The organism is Terasakiella sp. SH-1 (assembly GCF_004564135.1).
Taxonomy (GTDB): Bacteria; Pseudomonadota; Alphaproteobacteria; order Rhodospirillales; family Terasakiellaceae; genus Terasakiella.
Genome location: NZ_CP038255.1, coordinates 501,359 through 523,232, shown reverse-complemented (window position 1 = coordinate 523,232; position 21,874 = coordinate 501,359). Strand labels below are relative to the sequence as shown.

18 protein-coding genes and 1 pseudogene are annotated in these 21,874 nt (G+C 49.8%); 14 read left to right on the top strand and 5 right to left on the bottom strand.

All coding sequences use genetic code 11. The annotated features are described in order from the left end of the window. The first annotated feature begins 25 nt into the window (after positions 1-25). From E4K71_RS02360 to E4K71_RS02300, 13 genes are all read left to right on the top strand, one after another. Positions 26-772, top strand: a complete 747-nt coding sequence (locus E4K71_RS02360) for a flagellar hook assembly protein FlgD (RefSeq protein WP_135076013.1) — start codon at positions 26-28, stop codon at positions 770-772. 89 nt (positions 773-861) lie between these two features. Beyond that, entirely contained in the window at positions 862-3,036 is a 2,175-nt protein-coding gene (locus tag E4K71_RS02355; protein ID WP_135076010.1) for a flagellar hook-basal body complex protein, read from the top strand. A 422-nt stretch (positions 3,037-3,458) separates the two neighbouring features. Then, a complete protein-coding gene (gene fliF, locus E4K71_RS02350) occupies positions 3,459-5,090 on the top strand; it encodes a flagellar basal-body MS-ring/collar protein FliF (protein WP_135076007.1) in 1,632 nt (543 codons plus the stop codon). Positions 5,091-5,102: 12 nt separating this feature from the next. After that, on the top strand, positions 5,103-6,122 hold the full coding sequence (fliG, locus tag E4K71_RS02345) for a flagellar motor switch protein FliG (protein WP_135076004.1): 1,020 nt from the start codon (positions 5,103-5,105) through the stop codon (positions 6,120-6,122). A gap of 18 nt (positions 6,123-6,140) precedes the next feature. Continuing rightward, positions 6,141-6,941, top strand: a complete 801-nt coding sequence (locus tag E4K71_RS02340) for a FliH/SctL family protein (protein ID WP_135076001.1) — start codon at positions 6,141-6,143, stop codon at positions 6,939-6,941. A gap of 76 nt (positions 6,942-7,017) precedes the next feature. Further along, positions 7,018-7,317: a flagellar motor switch protein FliN gene (fliN, locus tag E4K71_RS02335; RefSeq protein WP_240796902.1), complete on the top strand. Its 300-nt coding sequence runs from the start codon at positions 7,018-7,020 to the stop codon at positions 7,315-7,317. An 11-nt stretch (positions 7,318-7,328) separates the two neighbouring features. Continuing rightward, positions 7,329-8,135, top strand: coding sequence for a MotA/TolQ/ExbB proton channel family protein (locus E4K71_RS02330; RefSeq protein ID WP_135075998.1), 807 nt, complete (start codon positions 7,329-7,331; stop codon positions 8,133-8,135). 24 nt (positions 8,136-8,159) lie between these two features. After that, entirely contained in the window at positions 8,160-9,518 is a 1,359-nt protein-coding gene (locus tag E4K71_RS02325; RefSeq protein WP_135075994.1) for a sigma-54 dependent transcriptional regulator, read from the top strand. Positions 9,519-9,536: 18 nt separating this feature from the next. Continuing rightward, the gene (flhA, locus tag E4K71_RS02320) at positions 9,537-11,666 is read left to right on the top strand and encodes a flagellar biosynthesis protein FlhA (RefSeq protein WP_135075991.1); all 2,130 of its coding nucleotides are present in this window, start codon (positions 9,537-9,539) and stop codon (positions 11,664-11,666) included. A gap of 86 nt (positions 11,667-11,752) precedes the next feature. Next, entirely contained in the window at positions 11,753-12,145 is a 393-nt protein-coding gene (locus E4K71_RS02315) for a hypothetical protein (protein WP_135075988.1), read from the top strand. Between the two features lie 133 nt (positions 12,146-12,278). Continuing rightward, a complete protein-coding gene (locus tag E4K71_RS02310) occupies positions 12,279-13,058 on the top strand; it encodes a MinD/ParA family protein (protein WP_240796862.1) in 780 nt (259 codons plus the stop codon). Positions 13,059-13,073: 15 nt separating this feature from the next. After that, positions 13,074-14,711, top strand: a complete 1,638-nt coding sequence (locus E4K71_RS02305; protein ID WP_135075982.1) for a hypothetical protein — start codon at positions 13,074-13,076, stop codon at positions 14,709-14,711. Between the two features lie 2 nt (positions 14,712-14,713). Further along, on the top strand, positions 14,714-15,091 hold the full coding sequence (locus E4K71_RS02300) for a hypothetical protein (protein ID WP_135075979.1): 378 nt from the start codon (positions 14,714-14,716) through the stop codon (positions 15,089-15,091). A 72-nt stretch (positions 15,092-15,163) separates the two neighbouring features. Here the strand turns inward: E4K71_RS02300 and E4K71_RS02295 are convergent, their stop codons facing one another. Together E4K71_RS02295 and fliI are read right to left on the bottom strand one after the other, a co-directional pair. Further along, positions 15,164-15,592 carry a flagellar export protein FliJ gene (locus E4K71_RS02295; protein WP_135075976.1) on the bottom strand — a complete coding sequence of 143 codons (429 nt, stop codon included), beginning with the start codon at positions 15,590-15,592 and terminating at the stop codon, positions 15,164-15,166. 12 nt (positions 15,593-15,604) lie between these two features. After that, complete coding sequence (gene fliI, locus E4K71_RS02290; RefSeq protein WP_135075973.1) at positions 15,605-17,002, bottom strand: flagellar protein export ATPase FliI; 1,398 nt, start codon at positions 17,000-17,002, stop codon at positions 15,605-15,607. A gap of 220 nt (positions 17,003-17,222) precedes the next feature. Here fliI and E4K71_RS02285 point away from each other — a divergent pair, with 220 nt between their 5' ends. Further along, positions 17,223-17,927 carry a response regulator transcription factor gene (locus E4K71_RS02285; RefSeq protein WP_135075970.1) on the top strand — a complete coding sequence of 235 codons (705 nt, stop codon included), beginning with the start codon at positions 17,223-17,225 and terminating at the stop codon, positions 17,925-17,927. A 39-nt stretch (positions 17,928-17,966) separates the two neighbouring features. On the opposite strand, the gene E4K71_RS02280 is transcribed toward E4K71_RS02285, so the two are convergent. From E4K71_RS02280 to E4K71_RS02270, 3 genes and pseudogenes are all read right to left on the bottom strand, one after another. Beyond that, a complete protein-coding gene (locus E4K71_RS02280) occupies positions 17,967-19,574 on the bottom strand; it encodes a hypothetical protein (protein ID WP_135075967.1) in 1,608 nt (535 codons plus the stop codon). A 345-nt stretch (positions 19,575-19,919) separates the two neighbouring features. Further along, a pseudogene (locus E4K71_RS02275) lies at positions 19,920-20,720 on the bottom strand (protein-glutamate O-methyltransferase CheR); the annotation flags it as partial. Then, positions 20,720-21,853, bottom strand: coding sequence for a chemotaxis response regulator protein-glutamate methylesterase (locus E4K71_RS02270; RefSeq protein ID WP_135075959.1), 1,134 nt, complete (start codon positions 21,851-21,853; stop codon positions 20,720-20,722). The gene E4K71_RS02270 and the pseudogene E4K71_RS02275, both read right to left, overlap by 1 nt. Positions 21,854-21,874: the final 21 nt, after the last annotated feature.

Genomic DNA, 21,874 nt, shown 5'->3' with positions numbered 1-21,874 from the left:
GTTTCGATAAAGAAGGATAAGAACAATGTCTGAAGCAATTACCGGAATTGGCGCATCAGCCGCATCAGGATCATCCAATGCTGCTGCCGATGCTCAGAAACTGGCGGACGACCTCGACGATTTCATGACCCTGCTGACAACTCAGCTGCAACACCAAGATCCATTGGATCCCATGGATGCAAACGAGTTCACAACCCAGCTGGTTCAGTTTGCGAGTGTTGAACAGCAGATTTCCCAGAACGCTAACCTGGAAGCATTGCTTCAGGCACAAGAAAACGCTCAGCTTGCCTCTGTTGCCAGCTATGTTGGCCGCATGGTTGAGGCTGAGAGTAATCAGGTTCAAGTCTACAACGGCGAAGCTGAATTCAACTATGTCCTTCATGACGATGCTGCCAGCACATTGCTTAACATTCAGGATGATACAGGCCGCACGGTCTTCTCCTCTGATGGTAATGTTTCTGCTGGTAAGCACGGCGTGGTCTGGGATGGTACGGACCTCGGCGGCCAGCAACTTCCAGATGGTCTCTATAAACTGACAGTCACCGCGATGGATAAAGACGGGGCACCAGTGGATGTGACCACCACAACAATCGGTAAGGTAACCGGCGTTTCTTATGCTGATACCGCACCACAATTGATGATGACAAATCAGGCTCTTGGCCTTGACAAGGTTATCACTATTCAGGAACAGGCAATGACCCTGACAGAAGCAGACAAGGCCCTTGAAGAGGCCGAGGCTGAAGCTGACCCTGAAGCAACAACAACAGAATAATAAAACTTAGAGAACCGGTGTTTTAGAATGAAACGCTATAAACAAGAAAACAGCGAGAACCGCACAATGTATCAATCAGGAGATAAACGATGAGCCTTTACGGTGCATTATTCTCAGGCGTATCAGGCTTGCAAGCGCAATCCAGCGCCATGGGTGCCATTGCTGATAACGTCACAAACGTTAACACATCCGGTTATAAAAACACGACTGTGAACTTCCAGTCACTGGTAACAAAACAAGCGTCACTGACTAAATATTCTGCCGGTGGTGTACAATCCAAACCCCGCCAAGGCATTGATGTTCAGGGCCTGTTGCAATCCACCACCTCTGCAACCGACGTTGCGATTTCCGGTAGCGGCTTCTTCATTGTGAACGAAGCAGGCGATCCCTCCACAGGTGATATCTACGCTTATTCTCGTGCCGGTTCATTCAAGGTGGATAAAGAAGGTAACCTGCAAAACGTATCTGGCTACTACATGCAAGGCTGGCCGCTGCAAACATGGGATGGTTCCACACAGGCCGTTCAAAAAACAGTGGGCAACGATACTTATATGAAAGCCTACAAAAACGATGAAGGCGATACGGTTTATATCAACGATAACATCGTGGATAACACCAACCTGAAACCGTTGAACCTGAAAACAATCGGTGGTACGGCTGTGGCCTCCACAACCATTTCCATGGGGGCAAACCTGCCGTCTTCTGCCGATATTGGCACACAGAATAAAACAGACGTTCTGATTTATGACTCTTTGGGTGCCGCCCATAACATCAACCACACCTGGACAAAACGGGCTTCCAACTCCTGGGACTTGAATGTCATCCCGCCAAAAGGTGCAGCCTCCATCGTTATCGAAGACCAGAACTCGGTTCGTAACAACTATATGTCTATTGGTCGTATGGATTTTAACTCCATCCCTGATGCCGGGACGGAAATGACCATCAATATTGATAATACTGAATATACCATTCAATTCACCGGTGCCGATGACGACTACCTACAAACCCGTTCCCTGACATTTGCGGGGGCAAACCCGGCCGATGGGGAAACCTTCACCATGGATGTGGGCGGTACAGCTTATGTATTTGAATTTGATGATGACGGTTCTGTAACCGCAGGCAATAACTCTGTTTCCATCGGAACAACCATTAACTCCACAGTCAGTAACCTCAACACAGCCCTAAATACCCGTGCTGATGCTGTTCTGGGGAATGGGGATTGGTTCTCCGTTTCTGGTAACGTCATTACCTTTAACAACCCGGTCAATGCTGCTGCCCCTGCAAACGCAGTTACATTCTCAGAATCTTCGGCCCTGACCCTGACAGACGGTGGCCTGTCCCCTGCAACCCTGGCTGCCGCAGCAGACCGGACATTGGGTGTTAACGTGAATGGTCGCTCCCTGTCTCAGGTGATGGATAAAGTAGCCGATCGCGTAAACAACATTCTACAAACAGAATATGGCGGGACACCGAAAAAACCACCTTATACTTGGGGTGAACGTATTGCGGGCGAAAACTCCCTTTTCTTCCATAATGGGTCCACCTCTTATGATATCTCCGTTGACATGACCAACCTGACCACAGGTGGCGTCGCCGCTGTTGACCAAAACGAAGTTTATACGGTTGAAAAACTGGACTCTGCTGCTGCCTGGACACAGACAAGCAACTATACGGTTGAATTCAACGGTGACGGTACACCAGACAAATTCTTTGGCACAGACGAAGCCACGGCTTCTGATCCACGTATCCAGTATAAGATTGACTGGGCAAACGGTGCTGAAGACATGAACGGTTCTGACAGCCCAGCCCTATCCGTTGCCTTGGGTAACTATAACGTGGCAGACGGCCTGACACAATTTGGTGACACCTACCAGATCAACTATATCTCCCAAAACGGTGCCTCGTTTGGTAACTTTGCAGGTGTGACCATCGGTGAAGACGGTGTTGTCACCGCCCTGTTCGATAACGGTGTGACCCGCCCGGTCTTTATGATCCCGGTTGCGACCATGGTGAACCCGAACGGTATGGAAAGCCTGTCCGGTAACGTCTGGATTGAAACCGATTATTCCGGTCAACCCACAGTACGTGAAGCAGGCTCTGCCGGGGCCGGTACGGTGAACCAGTCCTCCCTCGAAGCCTCCACCGTGGATTTGGGTGAAGAATTTACCTCTATGATCACAACCCAGCGGGCTTATTCCGCTGCGGCCAAGATTATTTCAACATCAGATGAGATGTTGGAAGAACTTCTGAGAGTGAAACGTTAATTAACTGACTTTTCACTTTCAGTTTATCTCCGATTTTATCGGTTCTCTTTAAGACTTGGCCCCGGCACGCTTCCTGCGCGTCGGGGTATTTTTTATGGGAATGAAACAGCCGAATTCCGTCACCCTCGCGAAAGCGGGGATCTATTTCAACCAGTTAGGGTCAGGACCTCAGAGGTCCCCGCCTACGCGAGGACGACAAAATACTTTTTAGTTTTGCACAAAAAACACTAGAATCTTCATGGTTTTCAGGCCATTTTATAGGAAGCGATTCGCCAGACATATGGCGGTAGGCAAAAATTGCCGGGTTGTTAACTTCTTATTTAGGGTAGCGACGTAAGATTCTACAGTGTAGTTTCATACGCGCGCATGGGTTTGCGTATGGTGTCAAAGACGAAAAGGTTTAGTCAGAAGGGACACGTCAAGTGAGTGGTTTTGTAGACGCATTAAAGAATTTAGGCCCTCAGCGCTTGGCTGTCGTCGGCGGTGTGATCCTGGCGCTCGTTGCCTTTTTCATCTATTTGATGACCCGTATCGGCACCCCGCAGATGGAATTGCTCTATACGAACCTGAGTGCTGATGACTCCCGCCAGATCGTGGAAATCCTGTCGCGACAACAAGTCCCTTATGATGTTGCCAAGGAAGGCACCGAAATTTTTGTCGCATCCGACCAGGTTGGTCCCATGCGATTAAAAATCGCTGAAAACGGCCTGCCCAGCGGTGGCTCTGTCGGTTATGAAGTTTTTGACAATTCAGATGCAATAGGTTCCACTAACTTCCAACAAAACGTCAACCTTGTCCGCGCCCTTGAAGGGGAACTGGCCCGTACCATTCGATCCATCGGCAGTGTAAAAGCCGCCCGTGTTCACCTTGTTTTACCACGTCGTGAACTCTTTTCACGCGAGCGCCAACAACCCAGTGCCTCCGTTGTCCTGAAAATGGCCAACGTGGAACGACTGAAAAAAGAACAGATTGCAGCCGTCCAACATTTGGTAGCTTCGGCCGTGCCTGACCTGAAACCGGATCGTATTTCTATCGTTGATGATAAGGGCACCTTGCTGGCTAAAGGGTTTGATGACCCAACCGGGGCTGATAAGTCCCAGGAAATTGAACGCCAGCGTCTGAAAAAACAGGAAGATATTGCGCGCAAGATTGAAAGCCTGCTGGAACGGACCGTCGGTTTTGGCAAGGTCCGTGCTCAGGTTCATGCCGACATGGATTTCTCGCGTGAAACTTCTGTAGAAGAAACCTTTGACCCGGAAGGTCAGGTTGTACGTTCCAGTTCCACCCTGGAAGAAAACGAGCAAAGCAACGAGAGTGAAAACGATATGGCCGTCACGGTGGGGAACAACCTGCCGGATGCCCAACAAGGTGGGAGTGGTGCCACCGCAGGATCCAGTGCAAACCGCACACAGGAAACCGTAAACTATGAAATTTCAAAACGGGTTACAAACCGTGTTCGGGAAACCGCCGTTGTTAATCGTCTGTCTGTCGCTGTCTTGGTTGACGGCCTTTATGCTAAAGATGAGGACGGCAATGTAACCTATGAGGCACGCACACAGGAAGAGATGGATCAAATCTCCACTCTGGTCAAAAGTGCCATTGGTTATCAGGACGAACGTGACCGTGTAGATGTCATCAACATGCGCTTTGCCGCCGTTGAAGAATTTGATGACGCACCGGAAATTGTCTTCTGGATTTTCACCAAAGAAGAGCTGATGCGCTACGCAGAGATGGTGGTTCTGGGCTTTGTTGCCCTGCTGGTCATCCTTCTGGTGGTTCGCCCGCTCATCAAACGTGTATTCGAACAACAAGCCGCTGCCGAAGCCGCCGCTCTGGCCGAAGCAGAACAAGAAGCCCTGGCAGGCCCGGCTGGCGTTCCGGTCCCATCGGATACCGTTGCTGAAGATGATGACAGTTTCGAAGAACTTATTGACATCGACCGCGTAGAAGGTCGAGTGAAGGCATCCTCTGTGAAGAAGGTTGGCGAGATCGTGGACAAACACCCGGAAGAAGCTTTGGCTATTATCCGCAACTGGATGTATCAGGAAGGTTAGAGGTAAAGAAGTATGGCACGCGTAAAGGACGATTACCGAAGTCTGACAGGCCAGGAAAAGGCTGCTATTTTCATGCTTTCGCTTGGCGAGGAACATTCCGGCAAGCTGTTTGACATGATGGATGATGAAGAAATCCGTGAAATGTCACAGGTCATGGCATCACTGGGTTCTGTCAGCTCCACTGTAATTGAGCGTCTTTTTGTTGAATTTGCCGACCAGCTGTCTTCGGCAGGCTCTCTTGTGGGTACATTTGACAGTACCGAACGCCTGCTCAAAAATTCCCTGCCCAAAGACCGTGTGGCTTCCATCATGGAAGAAATCCGCGGTCCGGCGGGTCGTACCATGTGGGATAAGCTGGGCAACGTTCACGAAGCTGTTCTGGCCAACTACTTCAAAAACGAATATCCGCAAACCGTGGCCGTGGTCTTGTCCAAAATTAAACCGGACCATGCCGCACGCGTGCTTTCGCTTTTACCGGAAAACTACGCGATGGAAGTTATCATGCGTCTGCTGCGTATGGAAGCGGTCCAAAAAGAAGTTCTGGATGGTGTGGAAAAAACCCTGCGTTCAGAATTCATGTCCAACCTGGCGCGTACACAACGTCGTGACAGCCATGAATTGATGGCCGATATCTTCAACAACCTGGATCGTAACACCGAAAACCGCTTCATCACCGCCCTTGAAGAACGTAACCGTGAGTCTGCAGAACGTATTAAGGCGTTGATGTTTACTTTCGACGATCTGACCCGTGTGGATCAGGCTGGTATTCAGGTTCTGCTGCGCCAGGCGGAAAAAGACAAACTGTCCATGGCTCTCAAAGGTGGGTCCGAAGAGGTCAAGGATCTCTTCTTCAAGAATATGTCTGAACGTGCAGCCAAGATGATGCGCGAAGATATGGAAGCCATGGGGCCTGTGCGTCTGCGTGATGTGGATGAAGCACAGGCTGAAATCGTCCTTGTCGCAAAACAATTGGCCGATGCTGGTGAGATCAACATTTCGCAGCCGGGCGAAGAAGACGAACTCGTCTTCTAATAGGGATCGTAATTTTTTATGGGCACTGTAAAAAGATATCTGTTTGAAAACCGAAACTTCGACCCGGATTATGACCCGGATGCTGATCATAGCTATGATTATGACGGGGAAGAAGAAGGCGAGTTTGAAGAAGATGAGGAAGAACTGGAAGAGGAAGAAGAAGTTCCCCCTCCCCCGACCTTTAGTGAGGAAGAAGTTCTTGCTGCCCAGCAAACTGCCTTTGATGAGGGAAAAACAGCGGGCCTTCAGGAAGCCAATGCACAGTTTGAGCATCTGATTGCCACAGCCCTGACCCAAATTTCCCAAACCATGCCGACCATTTTTGACGCCCATGGGCAAGGCCAGCAAGACCACGAAGCGCATGCTTTGTCTGTTGCCACGGCTGTTGCCCGCAAAATCATTCCGGCCTATGCCGAAAAAAACGGGCTGGAAGAAATTATTCATGTGGTGCGCCTGTGTCTGGAACCTTTACGCGCAGAACCACGCATTATCGTCAAGGTTCACGACTCCTTGCGCGATGATGTTCATGACAAGCTGATTGAAATTGCCGATCAGGTTGGCTTTGACGGGCGTGTTATCGTTCTGGCAGAAGAAGATATTGTGCCTGGTGATTGCCGTGTGGAATGGTCAGAAGGCGGGGCAGAACGCAACAGTGACGATTTGTGGCAAGTAATTGATGAAATTATAGAACGGAACTTGACGCAAGGTAGTCATTCCGGCGAAACTCAGCCCACGGCTGATGCGCAAGAAGCTCTTGGCGGTGTTGTAAGTGAGGATATTGTAGGCAACATCGACACAGGACTAGAGGAGACATCATAAGATGGCTGATGATGAAAATAATTTAGAACTCAACAATCTGGAAAACCCCGAAGGCCCCATGGCCCCGGAAGCCCAGATGGGACAAGGTGGTCCCGGCATGGGCGGTGCCGTACAGGACCTGCCAACCAGTGCACGTGAGCTAGAAGCCGTTTATGATATCCCGGTACGGGTTTCTGCTGTTTTGGGGAAAGCCACTATGCCAGTTAGTGACCTTTTGAAACTGGGGCGCGGTGCGGTTGTCGAACTGGATCGTAAAGTTGGTGAAGCGATCGACATTTACGTTAACAACCGACTGGTTGCCCGTGGTGAGGTTGTGGTGGTTGAAGAACGCCTCGGCGTGACCATGACTGAGATTATTAAATCCGACCGGAGCTAAGTTACAGTATCATGAGTGATGGTGAAGGAATTGGTCGCCCAAAGTCAGGGGTAGATACAGCCACGGTCGTTGGTCTTGTCGTGGCCTTTGCATTGGTCGGGGCTGCAATCATACTGGGCGGATCACCGGACTCCTTCTTTAACCCGCCCTCGGTTCTGATTGTGCTTGGCGGAACCATCGGCGTCACCATGGTGTGTTTTTCCCTTGGTGAAATGTTGCGCAGCGGCCAGCTGATCGTCAAAACCGTCTTTTATAAAAGCCATGATGCCAGTGCTATTGCCATCCAAACCATTCGCATTGCTGAAATTGCCCGCAAACAAGGCGTTCTTCAGCTCCAAGGAGTTTTAGATAGCATCCGCAGGGAAGAGTTTTTCTACAAGGGGCTGTCCATGGTTGTGGATGGAACACCTGCTGATGAAGTTGAAAACATGATGGTTGGCGAACTTGAAGCCATGGCAGGGCGCCACAACAAGGGGGCAAACGTGTTACGCAAGGCCGCTGAATTTGCCCCGGCTATGGGATTGATCGGCACCCTGATCGGTCTGGTTCAGATGCTGGGTAATCTGGATGACCCGTCTACCATCGGCCCCTCCATGGCGGTGGCCTTGTTGACGACCTTTTATGGCGCAGTTCTATCAAATATGGTACTCATTCCCTTGGCTGCGAAATTAGAGCGGAATTCAGATGAGGAACTTCTCGTCAATCAGCTCTATATTCTTGCTACCGCTTCCATTGGGCGTCAGGAAAACCCGCGCCGTCTAGAAATGATGTTAAACAGTATTTTACCACCGAACCGTCGCGTTCAATATTTCGATTAACGTGATTTAAAAGGTTGAAGTTAGATGAAGATTTTAATTGTCGGAACCTTGAATGGACAAGTTGGCGCTGCCAGCCAGATCGCGGTAAAACGCGGTGCAAAGGTCATTCACACCGATGATATCACCCAAGGTCTGGACAGTTTGCGCCAAGGCAAGGGCATTGACCTTGTGCTTGTCGATATTCAGCTGGATATTGAAACCTTCATCACCAATGTGAATGCAGAACGGATCAGCACACCTGTGGTCGCCTGCGGCGTAGCAACAGATGCACAAGCCGCCGTGCGCGCCATTCGTGCCGGCGCACAAGAATATCTGCCCCTGCCCCCTGATGCAGAATTGATTGGCGCGGTTCTCAGCGCTGTGGCTGAAGAAAGCCACGCCATGATCTATAACGATCCAGCCATGGATAATGTGGTGCGTTTGGGGAAACAAATCGCCCCCAGTGATGCCAGTGTACTCATCACCGGGGAAAGCGGAACGGGTAAAGAGATTATGGCCCGTTTCATCCATCGCAATTCCAAACGTAAAGACGGCCCGTTTATTGCCGTGAACTGTGCCGCCATCCCGGAAAACCTGCTGGAATCAGAACTGTTCGGCCATGAAAAAGGCGCTTTTACAGGAGCCGTTGCACGTCGAATTGGTAAGTTTGAAGAGGCCAATAACGGCACCATCCTGCTCGATGAGATTTCCGAGATGGATGTGCGCCTGCAGGCCAAGCTATTGCGTATTCTCCAAGAACGCGAAATCGACCGCGTTGGCGGCAAGAAACCTGTCCCGGTCAATGTCCGCATTCTGGCGACCTCTAACCGCAATATGGAACAATCGGTTGCCAAGGGCGAGTTTCGCGAAGATTTGTACTTCCGCCTCAATGTGGTGAACCTGCAACTTCCTTCTTTGAAAGAACGCCCCAAAGATATTGCGGTTCTGTCTGAACACTTCATTAAAAAATACGCTAAAGCCAACGAGATGGATGAACGCCCACTGTCAAAAGGGGCGTTGCAAAAGATCCTTGCCCATAACTGGCCGGGCAACGTGCGGGAACTGGAAAACACCATGCACCGTGCCGTGCTTATCGGTGGCCCGACAGAAATTGGCGAAGAAGCTATTATGCTGAGCGGCAGCCCCATGACAGCGCCCAGTGCACCGACCCAAGAAGCTGGCGCGCCGTTACTGGCTGCACAAGCGGAAAACCCGGCTGATTTTGTCGGCCAAACCGTTGCTGATATGGAACGCAAACTGATTATCGCCACATTGGATCACTGTTTGGGCAACCGAACCCATGCGGCCAATATTTTGGGCATTTCCATTCGCACGTTACGCAACAAGCTAAAGCTTTATGGGGATGAAGGTTTTGATGTCCCCGCAGCAGGTAGCGGCACTTAAACGGCGGGTAACAGGTAAATGGCAGATCCAGCAACACCGGGCCAACAAGGACAAGGCGGCGATCAGGTCGGCGCTTTTTTTGACAAGGTTAAAAACGCCTTTTTAAAAGGCGACTACGGCATGGCCGTTGGGATTTCAACCATCCTTGTGGTCTTGATCTTCCCTATGCCCAGCTGGTTGCTGGACGTTTCACTGGCCTTTTCCTTTACCTTTTCTGTCATGATTATGATGACAGTCATTTTCTTGGAAAAGCCACTGGATTTCAGCGCGTTCCCAACAGTTTTGCTGATTGCCACCATGATCCGGCTGGCCTTGAACCTGGCCTCCACCCGATTGATTTTGACCAATGGTCACGAAGGCACCCATGCCGCAGGGGCGGTGATTGAAGCCTTCGGTGGCTTTATCATGGGCGGTAATTTCGTCATCGGGATTATCGTTTTCTCCATTCTGGTGATTGTAAACTTCATTGTTATCACCAAAGGTTCCGGCCGGATTGCCGAGGTAACGGCACGTTTCACCCTGGATGCCATGCCCGGTAAACAAATGGCGATTGACGCCGATCTGTCCACGGGCCTGATTGATGAAGACCAGGCCAAAGAACGCCGCCAAGAACTGCAAGACGAAAGCACCTTCTTCGGGGCCATGGATGGTGCCTCCAAATTCGTACGCGGGGATGCTATTGCCGGGATTTTGATTACCTTTATCAACGTCATCGGCGGGATCATCATTGGGGTGGTTCAAAAAGATCTGGAAATGGGGGTGGCTGCTGACAGCTATACCCGACTGACTGTTGGGGATGGTCTTGTTTCTCAAATCCCGGCCTTGATCGTATCAACCGCAGCCGGTCTTCTTGTCACCAAAGCTGGTGTATCTGGTACCGCTGATAAGGCACTGATCGGCCAGTTTGGCGCAAACCCGAAAACATTGGGTGTCAGTTCCGCCATCTTGTTTGCCATGGCGACCATGCCGGGTATTCCCATGCTGCCCTTCATGATCCTTGGCATTCTAACAGGTGGTGGAGCTTATTATGTTCATCAAAAGCAGCAAGAAGAAAAAGTAGAAGAAGAAAAACGCCAAATGGCAGAGGCCACAGCCCCCCCTGCCCCAAGCGAAGAGCCGATCTCCCAGACCATGAAAATCGACATGATGCGTCTGGAGCTTGGCTATGGTCTTCTCACCCTTGTCAATGCCGGACTGGACGGTCAACGCCTGACCGACCAGATCAAGGCACTGCGCCGCCAGCTTGCGCAAGAAATGGGCTTTGTCATGCCATCTGTGCGTATTCAGGATAATATGCAGCTTCCGGCCAATAACTATGTCATTCGGGTCAAAGAGATTGAAGCGGGCCGGGGCGATCTGCGCCCTAATCAGTTGATGATTATGGACCCACGCGGCGAAGATATTTCTCTTCCCGGTGAAGCCACCAAAGAACCCACCTTTGGCCTGCCTGCGCTGTGGGTGGATTCCACCAACCGCGAAGAAGCCCTGTTTCGGGGCTATACGGTTGTGGAACCCGGCACTGTCATCACCACGCATCTGACCGAACTGGTCAAAGACAATATGGCCGAACTGTTGTCATATTCTGAAACACAAAAATTGCTGGATGATCTGGATAAAGAACATCAAAAACTCATCGGTGATATTATTCCAAATGCCATGAGTGTCGGTGGCGTCCAACGTGTGTTGCAGAACCTGTTGACTGAACGAATTTCCATTCGTGACCTGCCGACCATTTTGGAAGGCATTTCAGAAGCCACCGGCTATACCCGTAACGTCAATATGATTACAGAACATGTGCGCTCCCGTCTGGGTCGCCAGATCAGCGACATGCTGACCAACCCGCAAGGTGTCTTGCCTCTGGTCACTTTGTCTCCTGAATGGGAACAGGTCTTTTTAGAATCACTGGTTGGGAGCGGGGATGAACGCCAACTGTCCATGGCCCCCAGCAAGATGCAAGAATTCATCAATGCGGTTCGCCAGACGTTTGAACGCCAGGCCATGATGGGTGAAACCCCCGCCCTGCTGACCAGCCCGGCCATTCGCCCATATGTCCGTTCCATCATTGAACGTTTCCGCCCCTCAACGGCTGTCCTGTCACAAAGTGAAGTCCATCCGAAGGCGAAAATCAAAACTATTGGACAAATTTAACCACTTATAAGAGAATTATAACTAGACAACGCAATATACAAATTGCTAGTTTCCCCAACTACTAAAAATTGCCAAGGGTTGGGAATATGAAATTATTTAAAAAATCTGTCTTATCCACAGTATTAGGGGGCTATGCATTAAGCATCGCAGGCTGTGCATCAGACCCAAGTTCTATTCAAGCGCAATACGTTTCTGAAATCCAATATAATAGCTTGTCCTGTCAACAGATTGGGGAAGAAAGCGCGCGCCTTAATGCACGTGTTGCAGAAGTAACAGGACAACAACAAGAAGCCGCCACGACAGATGCCGTTTCCATGGGTGTTGGTCTCGTCCTCTTTTGGCCTGCCCTGTTCATGCTTGCAGGCACTGATGATAAAGAAAATGAACTCGCTCGCCTAAAAGGTGAAGCAGAAGCACTGCACCGCGCCTCTCTTAAAAAGAATTGCGGCTTTACAACAGAAGCATCTGCAAAAAAATAAAGTAATTATACTTTAAGAATCAAAGGCATCACTTTTTACAGTGATGCCTTTATTCATTTAACAGGCAAAAAATATTTTTGCCTAACGCTTCGGTAACCATTTCGCTGTACATATAATAACTATGTTTGCAGCTATGAAAAAAACCACTCCAGCACCGGCTGCACGTAAAGGCAGCAATGTTTTTGCTGTTGCGTCAGGAAAAGGCGGTGTGGGAAAGACCTGGTTTGCAGTAACGTTATCTCATGCGTTAGCAGATTTGGGTCAACGGACCTTATTGTTTGATGGGGACTTTGGTCTTGCCAATGTGGATATCCAGCTTGGCCTGATGCCCAAACATGATCTTTCCGGTGTTGTCGGGGGCAACCTGACTCTCAATCAAGCCGCCCAGCCTTTTGACGAAGGGGGCTTTGATATTATTCCCGGACGATCTGGTTCCAGCACGCTTAATCATATTCCAGCCAACCAAATTCAACATCTGGGCAATGACCTGAGTGTCTTATCTGCCTCTTATGACCGGGTGATTGTTGATCTGGGAGCCGGGATTGAACGACCAACACGGCAATTAACCTCCAAGGCCGGAACTTGTCTTGTTGTCACCGCTGATGAACCCACAGCCATGACCGATGCCTATGCCTTTATTAAAACCATCAGTAAGGATCGCCCCGGTCTGGATCTGCGCGTTGTCGTGAATATGAGCGATTCGATCCGTGATGGGGAACGGACCTACAATACACTGCGTCGCGCCTGTGAAGGTTTTCTGGGTATTTCTCCCCCCTTGGCGGGTGTGATTCGTTGGGACAAGCGGGTTCGTGATACAATCAAACACCAACAACCCTTGCTTAGCCATGCGCCCAACTGCGTTGCAGCCAAGGATGTTGCCGCTATTGCGAACAGTTTGATTAACAGTTTTTAAAACGATAGGCTCTTCATGACGAGCGTTGCGCCCCCGCCCCCGCCTCCCCTACCGCCAAGTGGCGGCGGCAGTGCTGCGCAATTAACCGTAACCCTGACTGCAACAGCCACAGCCCAGCTGGGCAAGCTCCCGATTGACAGCTTTCTGTCCGGCCTGATCAAAGCGCCTAATGCCCAAGGTCTCACAACCTTGCAAACCAGTTTCGGCCCGTTGCAATTTAAAGCCCCCTTCAACCTGCCACCTGAAACGCCTGCAACCTTCAAGGTCGTGCAGACACAACCAGCTGTACAGCTCCAACTGAGCCATATTCATGGCAAGCCTATTGCGCTCAACACCGCCGCTTCACGGATAAACTCTCTTGCCAATCAATTGATGCAAGGAACCTCTACACCAACAGCACTGGGGCAAAATAGCGGGCAAGCAGCCCAAAATGCCACGACAGCCAAAGCCCCGGCAACCCTGCTGAACTTAAATACAGCATCGGGCATGAAAGCCTTTGTCTTGAGTACCAATCCACAGGCCACGCCCCATAATGCAACGCCTGGCACTGCCCAAGCTGTCATGCAGAATCCATTGCAAAAAGCCTTAAAGAATATTTTGCCCGGCCAGAGCAAACAGCCCTCAGCAACCGCTCAAACGGCAACACCAAACACAACGACCCAGCTCAACACAGCGGCTCATTTCCAAACAGGTCGTCAGCTCAACATCCGCCTGATCAGTGTTCAACAGCCCGGTCAGGCTGCAACGCCTCTCCAAACAGATACAAAACCAGTCAGTCCCAATTCGGTCATCACTCAAGGCAGCGTTCAAGGAAAAAGCCCACAGGGTCAACCTGTTATCAAATTGCCCCAAGGTAATATTTCTTTGGATACGCAAGCCAAAATGCCCGATGGCACCATGGTAAAACTGGAAGTCCTGTCTTCCTCTAAACCTATGGCGAAGGCGACTTCTTTCCACCCCAATCCCCTCAATCAGGGCAACGCCCCCCTTAGCCAGAAATGGCCTGCATTAGAAGAAGCCTTTAGTGCCTTAAAAGACATAAACCCCGCCTTGGCAGATAATCTGAGCAATGCGCTCATGCCCAAGCCCGATACCCGACTTGCCTTAAACATGATTTTCTTTTTAAAGGCATTGGGACGCGGCAGTTTCAAAAACTGGGCCGATGATCGCACTATCAAAGCACTGGCCAAATCAAAACCGGAATTGCTCAGCAAACTGGAGAAAGATTTTACCCAACTGGCTGATAAGGCAAAAACACCCAATTCAACCGATTGGAAAATCGCCTATGTGCCCCTACAAAATAATGGGGAAATCAATCAAATTCGAATTGCCCAGCGTGATCATCAGGAAGAAAAAGATGGCGATAAAGATGAACCCGGCGTGCGCTTCGTGATTGATCTGGACTTATCAAAAACAGGCCCGATGCAGCTCGACGGCCTCGCTAAGGATAAAAGTAAGAAATTCGACCTGATCATTCGCACACACACTGCCCTGCCCGGTTTCATGCGCAAAGATATCTTTGAAATTTATGAAAAAGGCATGCAGGTGATCGGTTTTGACGGCAACATCTCGTATCAAGTCACACCGAATTTCGTTGATGTCGACGGGATTGAGGTGCAAAAAGGGGAAATCAACCTTGGCATGCTGGTGTAGACATGGACCTTTCTCAAAGACGCAATCTGATTAAAACACAGGATAACCCCAATAAAGCCATTGATTATCTCGTGAGTTTAAAAGGCCAATGCCCGCAAGCAAAACGCCACCTTACCCTGCGCTATGCCCCAGATCGCCTGATTATGGAACGAAACTGCTTTCAGAATTATATGGTCGCTTTGTTTGCTGATGCAAATCTACCGATTGAAACCATCGCCAATACCTTGTTGGAAGATATCAATAACGAACTGGTCGCCCGTTGGGTTCAGGTTAAAGTCAGTGAAGATTTTGACGAGGCAAACCAGCATTTCGTCATTGTTGAAGATCAGCAACCGCAATGGGACAATCCCCATTTCATGGCACGGCTAAGCAAGGTTTAATTTTATCAGCCCTCCTCGCGAATACGGGGATCTCTTTCCACATAAAGATTCTCACTTTCGTGGAAATAACAATCACGTGTCATCGTGATGGGCACGATACAGGTTCATCGCGATTTCATCCATCTCGATATTTTCCTTGCGAGTCTGTTCATCTTTTTCCCGCTGAATACGGTTTTTTTCAGCTTCTTCATAGATTTTCAGCTCGCGAAACGCCTCATTGACCTCTTCACGAGCCGCGTCAATCTCTTCTTCCTTAGCAGCCATAGCGGCGTTGATTTCTTCACGAATAGACATGGCACGCTCATGAAAACGGCCATAAGAAAACATCGCCTGTTCAGGGGAACTGGCGGCAATTTCCTTTTCCCGTACAATCTGGTCTTCTAAATCCTGAAGCCTTTGTTCCATGGCATGGAGCTCACCATAAAGTAGGCCAAGAACCCGGCGTTTTTCGTCCACATTATATTTATGTAAGCGGATCAGGTTGGCAAGTGTCTTTCCCATAGATCACATGCCTTACTGTGGTGGAGCCTGAAGCTGATCTTGCGCTACACCCAACTGGCTGACATCACCATTAAAATCACGATATTGCATACCTAACAACTGCGCCAACGCCATATAGCCGGTTTCCAAATCCATCGGTTCATTCTTGTTTTGTGATAAGAAGGCTTCCAAGGCCGGATTATAATAAACCGCCTCATCCACCTTGGGGTCTGTCCCTTGACGATAGGCCCCCAAACGGATCAGTTCTGCCATATCTTCATAGGTTGATAACAACTGGCGCGCCTTAAAGACCAAGGCGTTCTGCTGATCATCATTACAATCAGGCATGGTCCGCGACACACTGCGCAGCAGGTTAATCGCCGGATAACGTCCCCGTTCAGCAATCGCACGATCCAAAACAATATGACCATCCAAAATACCACGTACCGCATCTGAAATCGGTTCGTTATGATCATCGCCTTCCACCAGAACAGTGAACAGCCCGGTGATATTGCCCTGTTGCGCATTCCCCGGTCCAGCACGTTCCAGCAAACGCGGCAATTCCGCAAAAACAGACGGCGTATACCCTTTTGAAGCCGGTGGTTCCCCCACAGACAGGCTGATTTCACGTTGGGCCATGGCAAAACGGGTCACACTATCCATCAAACACAGCACATCTTTTTGCTGATCACGGAAATATTCCGCCACCGCCATAGTGACATAAGAAGCCTGACGACGCATCAAGGGCGGTTCATCGGATGTGGCAACCACAACGATAGAACGCGCCAATCCTTCTTCACCCAAATCATCTTCGATAAATTCACGCGCTTCACGTCCCCGTTCCCCGATCAGCCCGATGACACTGATTTCAGCCTCGGTATTACGTGCCATCATGGACAGGATGGTCGATTTACCCACACCTGAGCCCGCAAAAATACCCATCCGCTGCCCCCGGCAACAAGTCAGGAAGGTATTAATCGCACGCACCCCCAAATCCATTTTTCCACCCACCCGTGTACGTTCATGGGCGGACGGTGGCAAACCTTTAATCACATAGGGGTTTGGCCCCACCGGCAAGGGACCTTTCCCATCTACAGGTTCACCCATGGCATTGATGACGCGCCCCAACCATTCTTCACAAGGATAGAGTACAGGCTCACGCTGACCAACCTCCACCCGATCCCCCATGGCAATCCCGTCAACAGAACCAAAGGGCATCACAAGGGCACGACCATCGCGAAAGCTTACCACCTCACAGGTAATCCAGTCACGCCTGCGCACATGGATGCGGCAATGGTCCCCAATGGACAAGGCACCTTGCACCCCGCCGACTTCAACCATCAATCCTTTAACGGCAGCTACACGTCCATATACGTTGTAGCCGGGAAGCTTATCAACTTCTGCGATTACGTTATTGACCAAAAGGGCCACGTTCAATGCTCCATCTCAGTGAAACTACGGGTATAGGGCATTTATACTATACTCTTATTCGGGAAAATGACAAACCCCTTGACAAGATTCAACATTTTTTGCGACTCGCGAGAAAATATAGCGTTGAGCGAAAAAAAATGTTTTAATAAAATCATGATTGTGCTAAAGGTTAACGAAAGGTTAAGAAAAGGTTAACGCACACAGCAATCGGGGATAGGCCATGCGTGCATTACTCGTTGAAGACAACCCAAGCGAAGCAAAAGCAATTGAATTGATGCTAAAATCCGCAGGTATGGTGGTAGACGTCACCAACTACGGCGAAGAAGGCATTGAGATTGGTAAGCTCTACGATTACGACATTATCATTCTTGATCTCATGTTGCCGGATATTGATGGCTTTGAGGTTTTGCGTGCCTTGCGTAGTGCCAAGATTGATACACCCATCCTGATTTTGTCTGGTCTTGATCAGCCCCCTTCCAAGGTTAAGGGCTTTGAGATCGGTGCAGATGACTATCTGACCAAACCTTATAACAAGGACGAGCTGATTGCACGTATCCATGCAATTGTGCGCCGCTCTAAAGGTCATTCCCAGTCTGTGATCAAAACAGGCAAACTGTCGGTTAATCTGGATAACCAGACGGTGGAAAGCGATGGCAAGCCGGTGCATTTGACGTCCAAGGAATACGGCATTCTAGAACTGTTGTCCTTGCGCAAAGGCTCCACCCTGACCAAGGAAATGTTCCTCAACCACCTTTATGGCGGCATGGACGAACCGGAACTGAAAATCATTGATGTATTTGTCTGTAAACTGCGCAAAAAACTGACCAAGGCCACGGATGACAATTACATCCACACGGTTTGGGGACGCGGCTATGTGCTGCGCGACCCGGATGCCCCGGCAGAACCGGCGCAGGCTTCGGCATAAAAAGACAGAAAACGGCTCCCAGATTTGAGGGGCCGTTTTTTATTTCTTTTTCCCGCCTTGTAAAAAGGTCAAAATGGGCAATAACCAGGCATAATCACTGACAATCCCGGATAATTGAGAAAGCCCCGCTGCCGCAGCTCCTGCACCAATGGTAAGAATAAATTTCTCAGAGAGTTTTTCAAAAGCAGTCAAGCTGCCCTTTACAGCCACCCTGCCAACTTCACGAATATAACGGGCCACCGGCTTGGCGATAATAGAGAGCAGGTTGCCAACACTTCGCACAAAATCAATAACAAGAGGATCAGATGTCGTCCCTTCCGAGGAAGGCACATAATCTTCCATAATATCTTCAAGATATTGCTCGAAAGATTCAATCACCTCGTCATCGACAATGCCGATCAACTCTTCAATATTTTCAATCGTATGAAAGGCAAATTCAACATCGGCATTGGCAACAGTGGCTTTTAAACCTTTTAAATAGTCAAGCCATTCAGGGATTTGTTGAATAAACTCATTGTGGTTCACGAGCAAGGCGGCCAATTCGGCCTGTACATCGACCATCAATTCATCAGAGGCAGATTGCAACAAGCTGGCAAGGCGTTTGCCATGTTGACCAAGCTTGATCACGCTTAAGTCAGTATACTGACTGGCCAGAGCCTCCCCATAGCGTTTCAAGGTTTTCGCCAAGGCCCGGTTATTGCGCCCTGGCTCCAGCTCCATGAAATCCTCAAAAGATTCACACACCCCTTCCCAGGCTTGTTGCCAATGGTCCGCTTGCTGCTGCGTGGCTGCTGTCGGCGCATCATCCGGGCGCAGGCGAACCACATCATCATCGCCCCTTTGTAACGTAATAACCGCCGGGCGCTGCATCATCTGTCGAGGCTCAGGTACCCCGCGATAACGATTTTCAATTTCCGCAATCAACCGATTGACATGAGCAGGCCCCTTCTTCCAATCCCCATCCGGGATTAACACACGTTCCTTTTCCAATGGGTAAAGGAATTGCCGTCCATTGGGGTTGGGACCACCAATAAGGCGGTCTTCATACCACTGCGTCCAAACCTGCCAATTTTGATTTAAAGCCAGCAGGATTGTTTTTAGTTCTTGCCAATCTTCATCACGCGTTTGAGGCACTTCCCCCCATAAGGGGCGAGACATCAGCTGCTCACATGTTTCCCCTTTCTCGATAAGAGAAATATCATGACTAATTTCCTGCCATGAGCTTAAAGTAGAACGTAGAACCACATCCACCACTTCATCAAAAGCATTATCAGAGATATAAGCCGTTACTGCACAGGTTGCCTTATAAGCCGCATCGGCCGCAATATCAGCAGCATAATCACTAAAATACCCAGCATCTGCTTCCACAGCATAACGGCTAGCCCTGCCTGCATAAATCGCTCGGATCGCTGCCCCTCTTAATCCAGCGACGTTCTTTAATCGCAATCCTCCACACCAAGCTGTTGCAATAGCACGAAAAACAGGCAAAGCAATCGTTGAACTATATTCTTTCTTATTTCGCAAAATAAAAGCACATAGATTTGGAATAACGCGTAATCCGATCCGTGTAGTTAGTGCTATAGCAACCCAAGCATCCTGCGTCTTCAACCATGCTTCAAACTGATCACGGGAATCGAGTTGTGTCATATATTTCTCTTTACGGTCTTATGCGATTGTTAAAACATAACACAACTTAGGGTGAATGGACTACTTTTCTGCCACAAGGAAAAACACAAAAAAACAGCCCCTGAGGTCAGGAGCTGTTTTTAAGAGTTTCACTTGAAAGACGAGTTACGTCTTTTTAAAGCCCGGTGTTGTCCCCAGTGGACGCGCCGTTGTGCCCGCAGCAGGCTCTGCCCCTTTTGGGGCACGGCCTTCTTGCATGTGTTTCGGCTTTGCAAAGCTTAACCCACCCGCAGCCGGTGCGGCTGGTGCAGCAGCTGGCTTGGCATTTGGATCAACGGTGCCCAGTGATTCATTACAAAGCGGACGGCTGTAAATACCGCGCAACCCCTGAACAGGTTTAAAGGCATCTGAAATCCCGAGAACAGTTTCCGCCCCCCCAAGGTAGAGCACACCATCATCGGTCATCTGCTGGGCAATCTTGCCCAGAACTTCACCTTTGGTTTGCTGATCAAAATAGATCAACACGTTGCGGCAGAAAACCACATCAAAGGTGCCGAGTGACTTCATATCGTCCAGCAGGTTGAATTCCTTATATTGCACCATGCCGCGCAAGGCTGAGTCAATCTGCCACAGGTCATCGCGCTTCTTGAAATATTTCACCAAATGCTGCACAGGCAAACCGCGCTGTACCTCAAACTGGGAGTAAAGACCCGCCTTGGCTTTATCGAGCATTTCCTTGGAAATATCGGTCCCAACGATCTCAATGCGCCAACCTTGAAGCTGGGCTGCTGCCTCTTTCAAGACCATCGCAATGGAATAAGGTTCCTGCCCACTGGAAGCCGCAGCACACCAGATGCGGAAAGACTTTTTGCTTGCCCGTGTCTTGAGCAAATTTGGCAGAACCGTATCACGAAAAATGTCAAACGGCTTGATATCACGAAAGAAGAACGACTCATTCGTCGTCATCGCTTCGGTGATTTCATCAGCCAGAGCATTATCCATGCGTGCCTTTAGCGAGCTGACAAGTTCTTCCAGCCCCTTCATGCCACGCTTGCGCGCCACAGGCATCAAACGGCTTTCCAGCAAATATGCCTTGTCTTCCGTCAGCACCAGGCCAGAACGTTCTTTCACCAATGTGGAGAGGAAAAGGAAATCATCTGTTTTCATCACACACCCCCCGCAGCCTTCACAACATAGCCTGAAATATCATCAAGCGGTAGAACTGCGCTGCAAATACCAGCCTGAGCCACGGCACCGGGCATGCCCCAAACGACGCTTGAAGCTTCGTCCTGAGCAATCAAATCCCCACCGTTATTCACAACGATTTCACCGCCCTTCATGCCATCAGAGCCCATGCCTGTCAAAATAACCGTTAAAACCTTGCGACCATAAGCTGCTGATACACTGCGCAACATCGGGTCCACAGCCGGACGACAGAAGTTTTCAGGCGGATTTTGATCAAGGCGCAAAATTTTCTGCGTTCCCTGCGAAACCACCGTCATATGGTAGTCCCCTGGTGCCAGATAGACCTGCCCAGCCTCAATCACCATACCGTCAGTTGCTTCTGAACAGGTCCAGCCTGTCATCCGATTGATATGTTCAGACAGGATTTTTGTAAATGTCGCAGGCATATGCTGTGTAATCACAACAGGCTGCTTGACCTTACCATGCATCCCTTTCAGCACAGTAAACAGGGCTTGCGGCCCCCCTGTTGAACTCCCAATCGCAATAATGTCCGGGCGTTCCTTAACACCTGTGCTTGGGCGGATTTTAATTTCCTTTGGTGCCTGCGTTTGCCAAAGGGGGCGTGGCGTTGTAGGACGCGCTTTTGCAGATGAAATCTTCGGGGCACCTTTTACTTTGCGACGTGCTGCACCGTGAATGTGGACTTTTTCCACCAACTCTTTCGCAAAGTCACGGCCACCGGAGAGTTCACGAGATGAGGACGGTTTCGGAATGTAATCAACCGCACCCGCCTGCAAGGCACGCAGACTGATATCCGCGTTTCTGGCCGTCAGTGTCGAGGCCATCACGATCCGGATAGAGCTATCAACTTCCAATAATTTTGGTAGTGCCGTCAGGCCATCCATGACAGGCATTTCGATGTCAAGGACAATGACCTCAACTTCATTTCGTGCCAAACTGTCAACGGCCATTTTTCCGTTACCTACTGAGGAAACAACGGAAATATCGGCCTCAGCCTCCAGCATACGCGTGATCAGACCCCGTACAACCGCAGAATCGTCTACGACCATGACCCGGATCGGATTATCACTTTTTTGTGTTGCGTTTACCGACATATTTTTCCCAACGAGACCCGT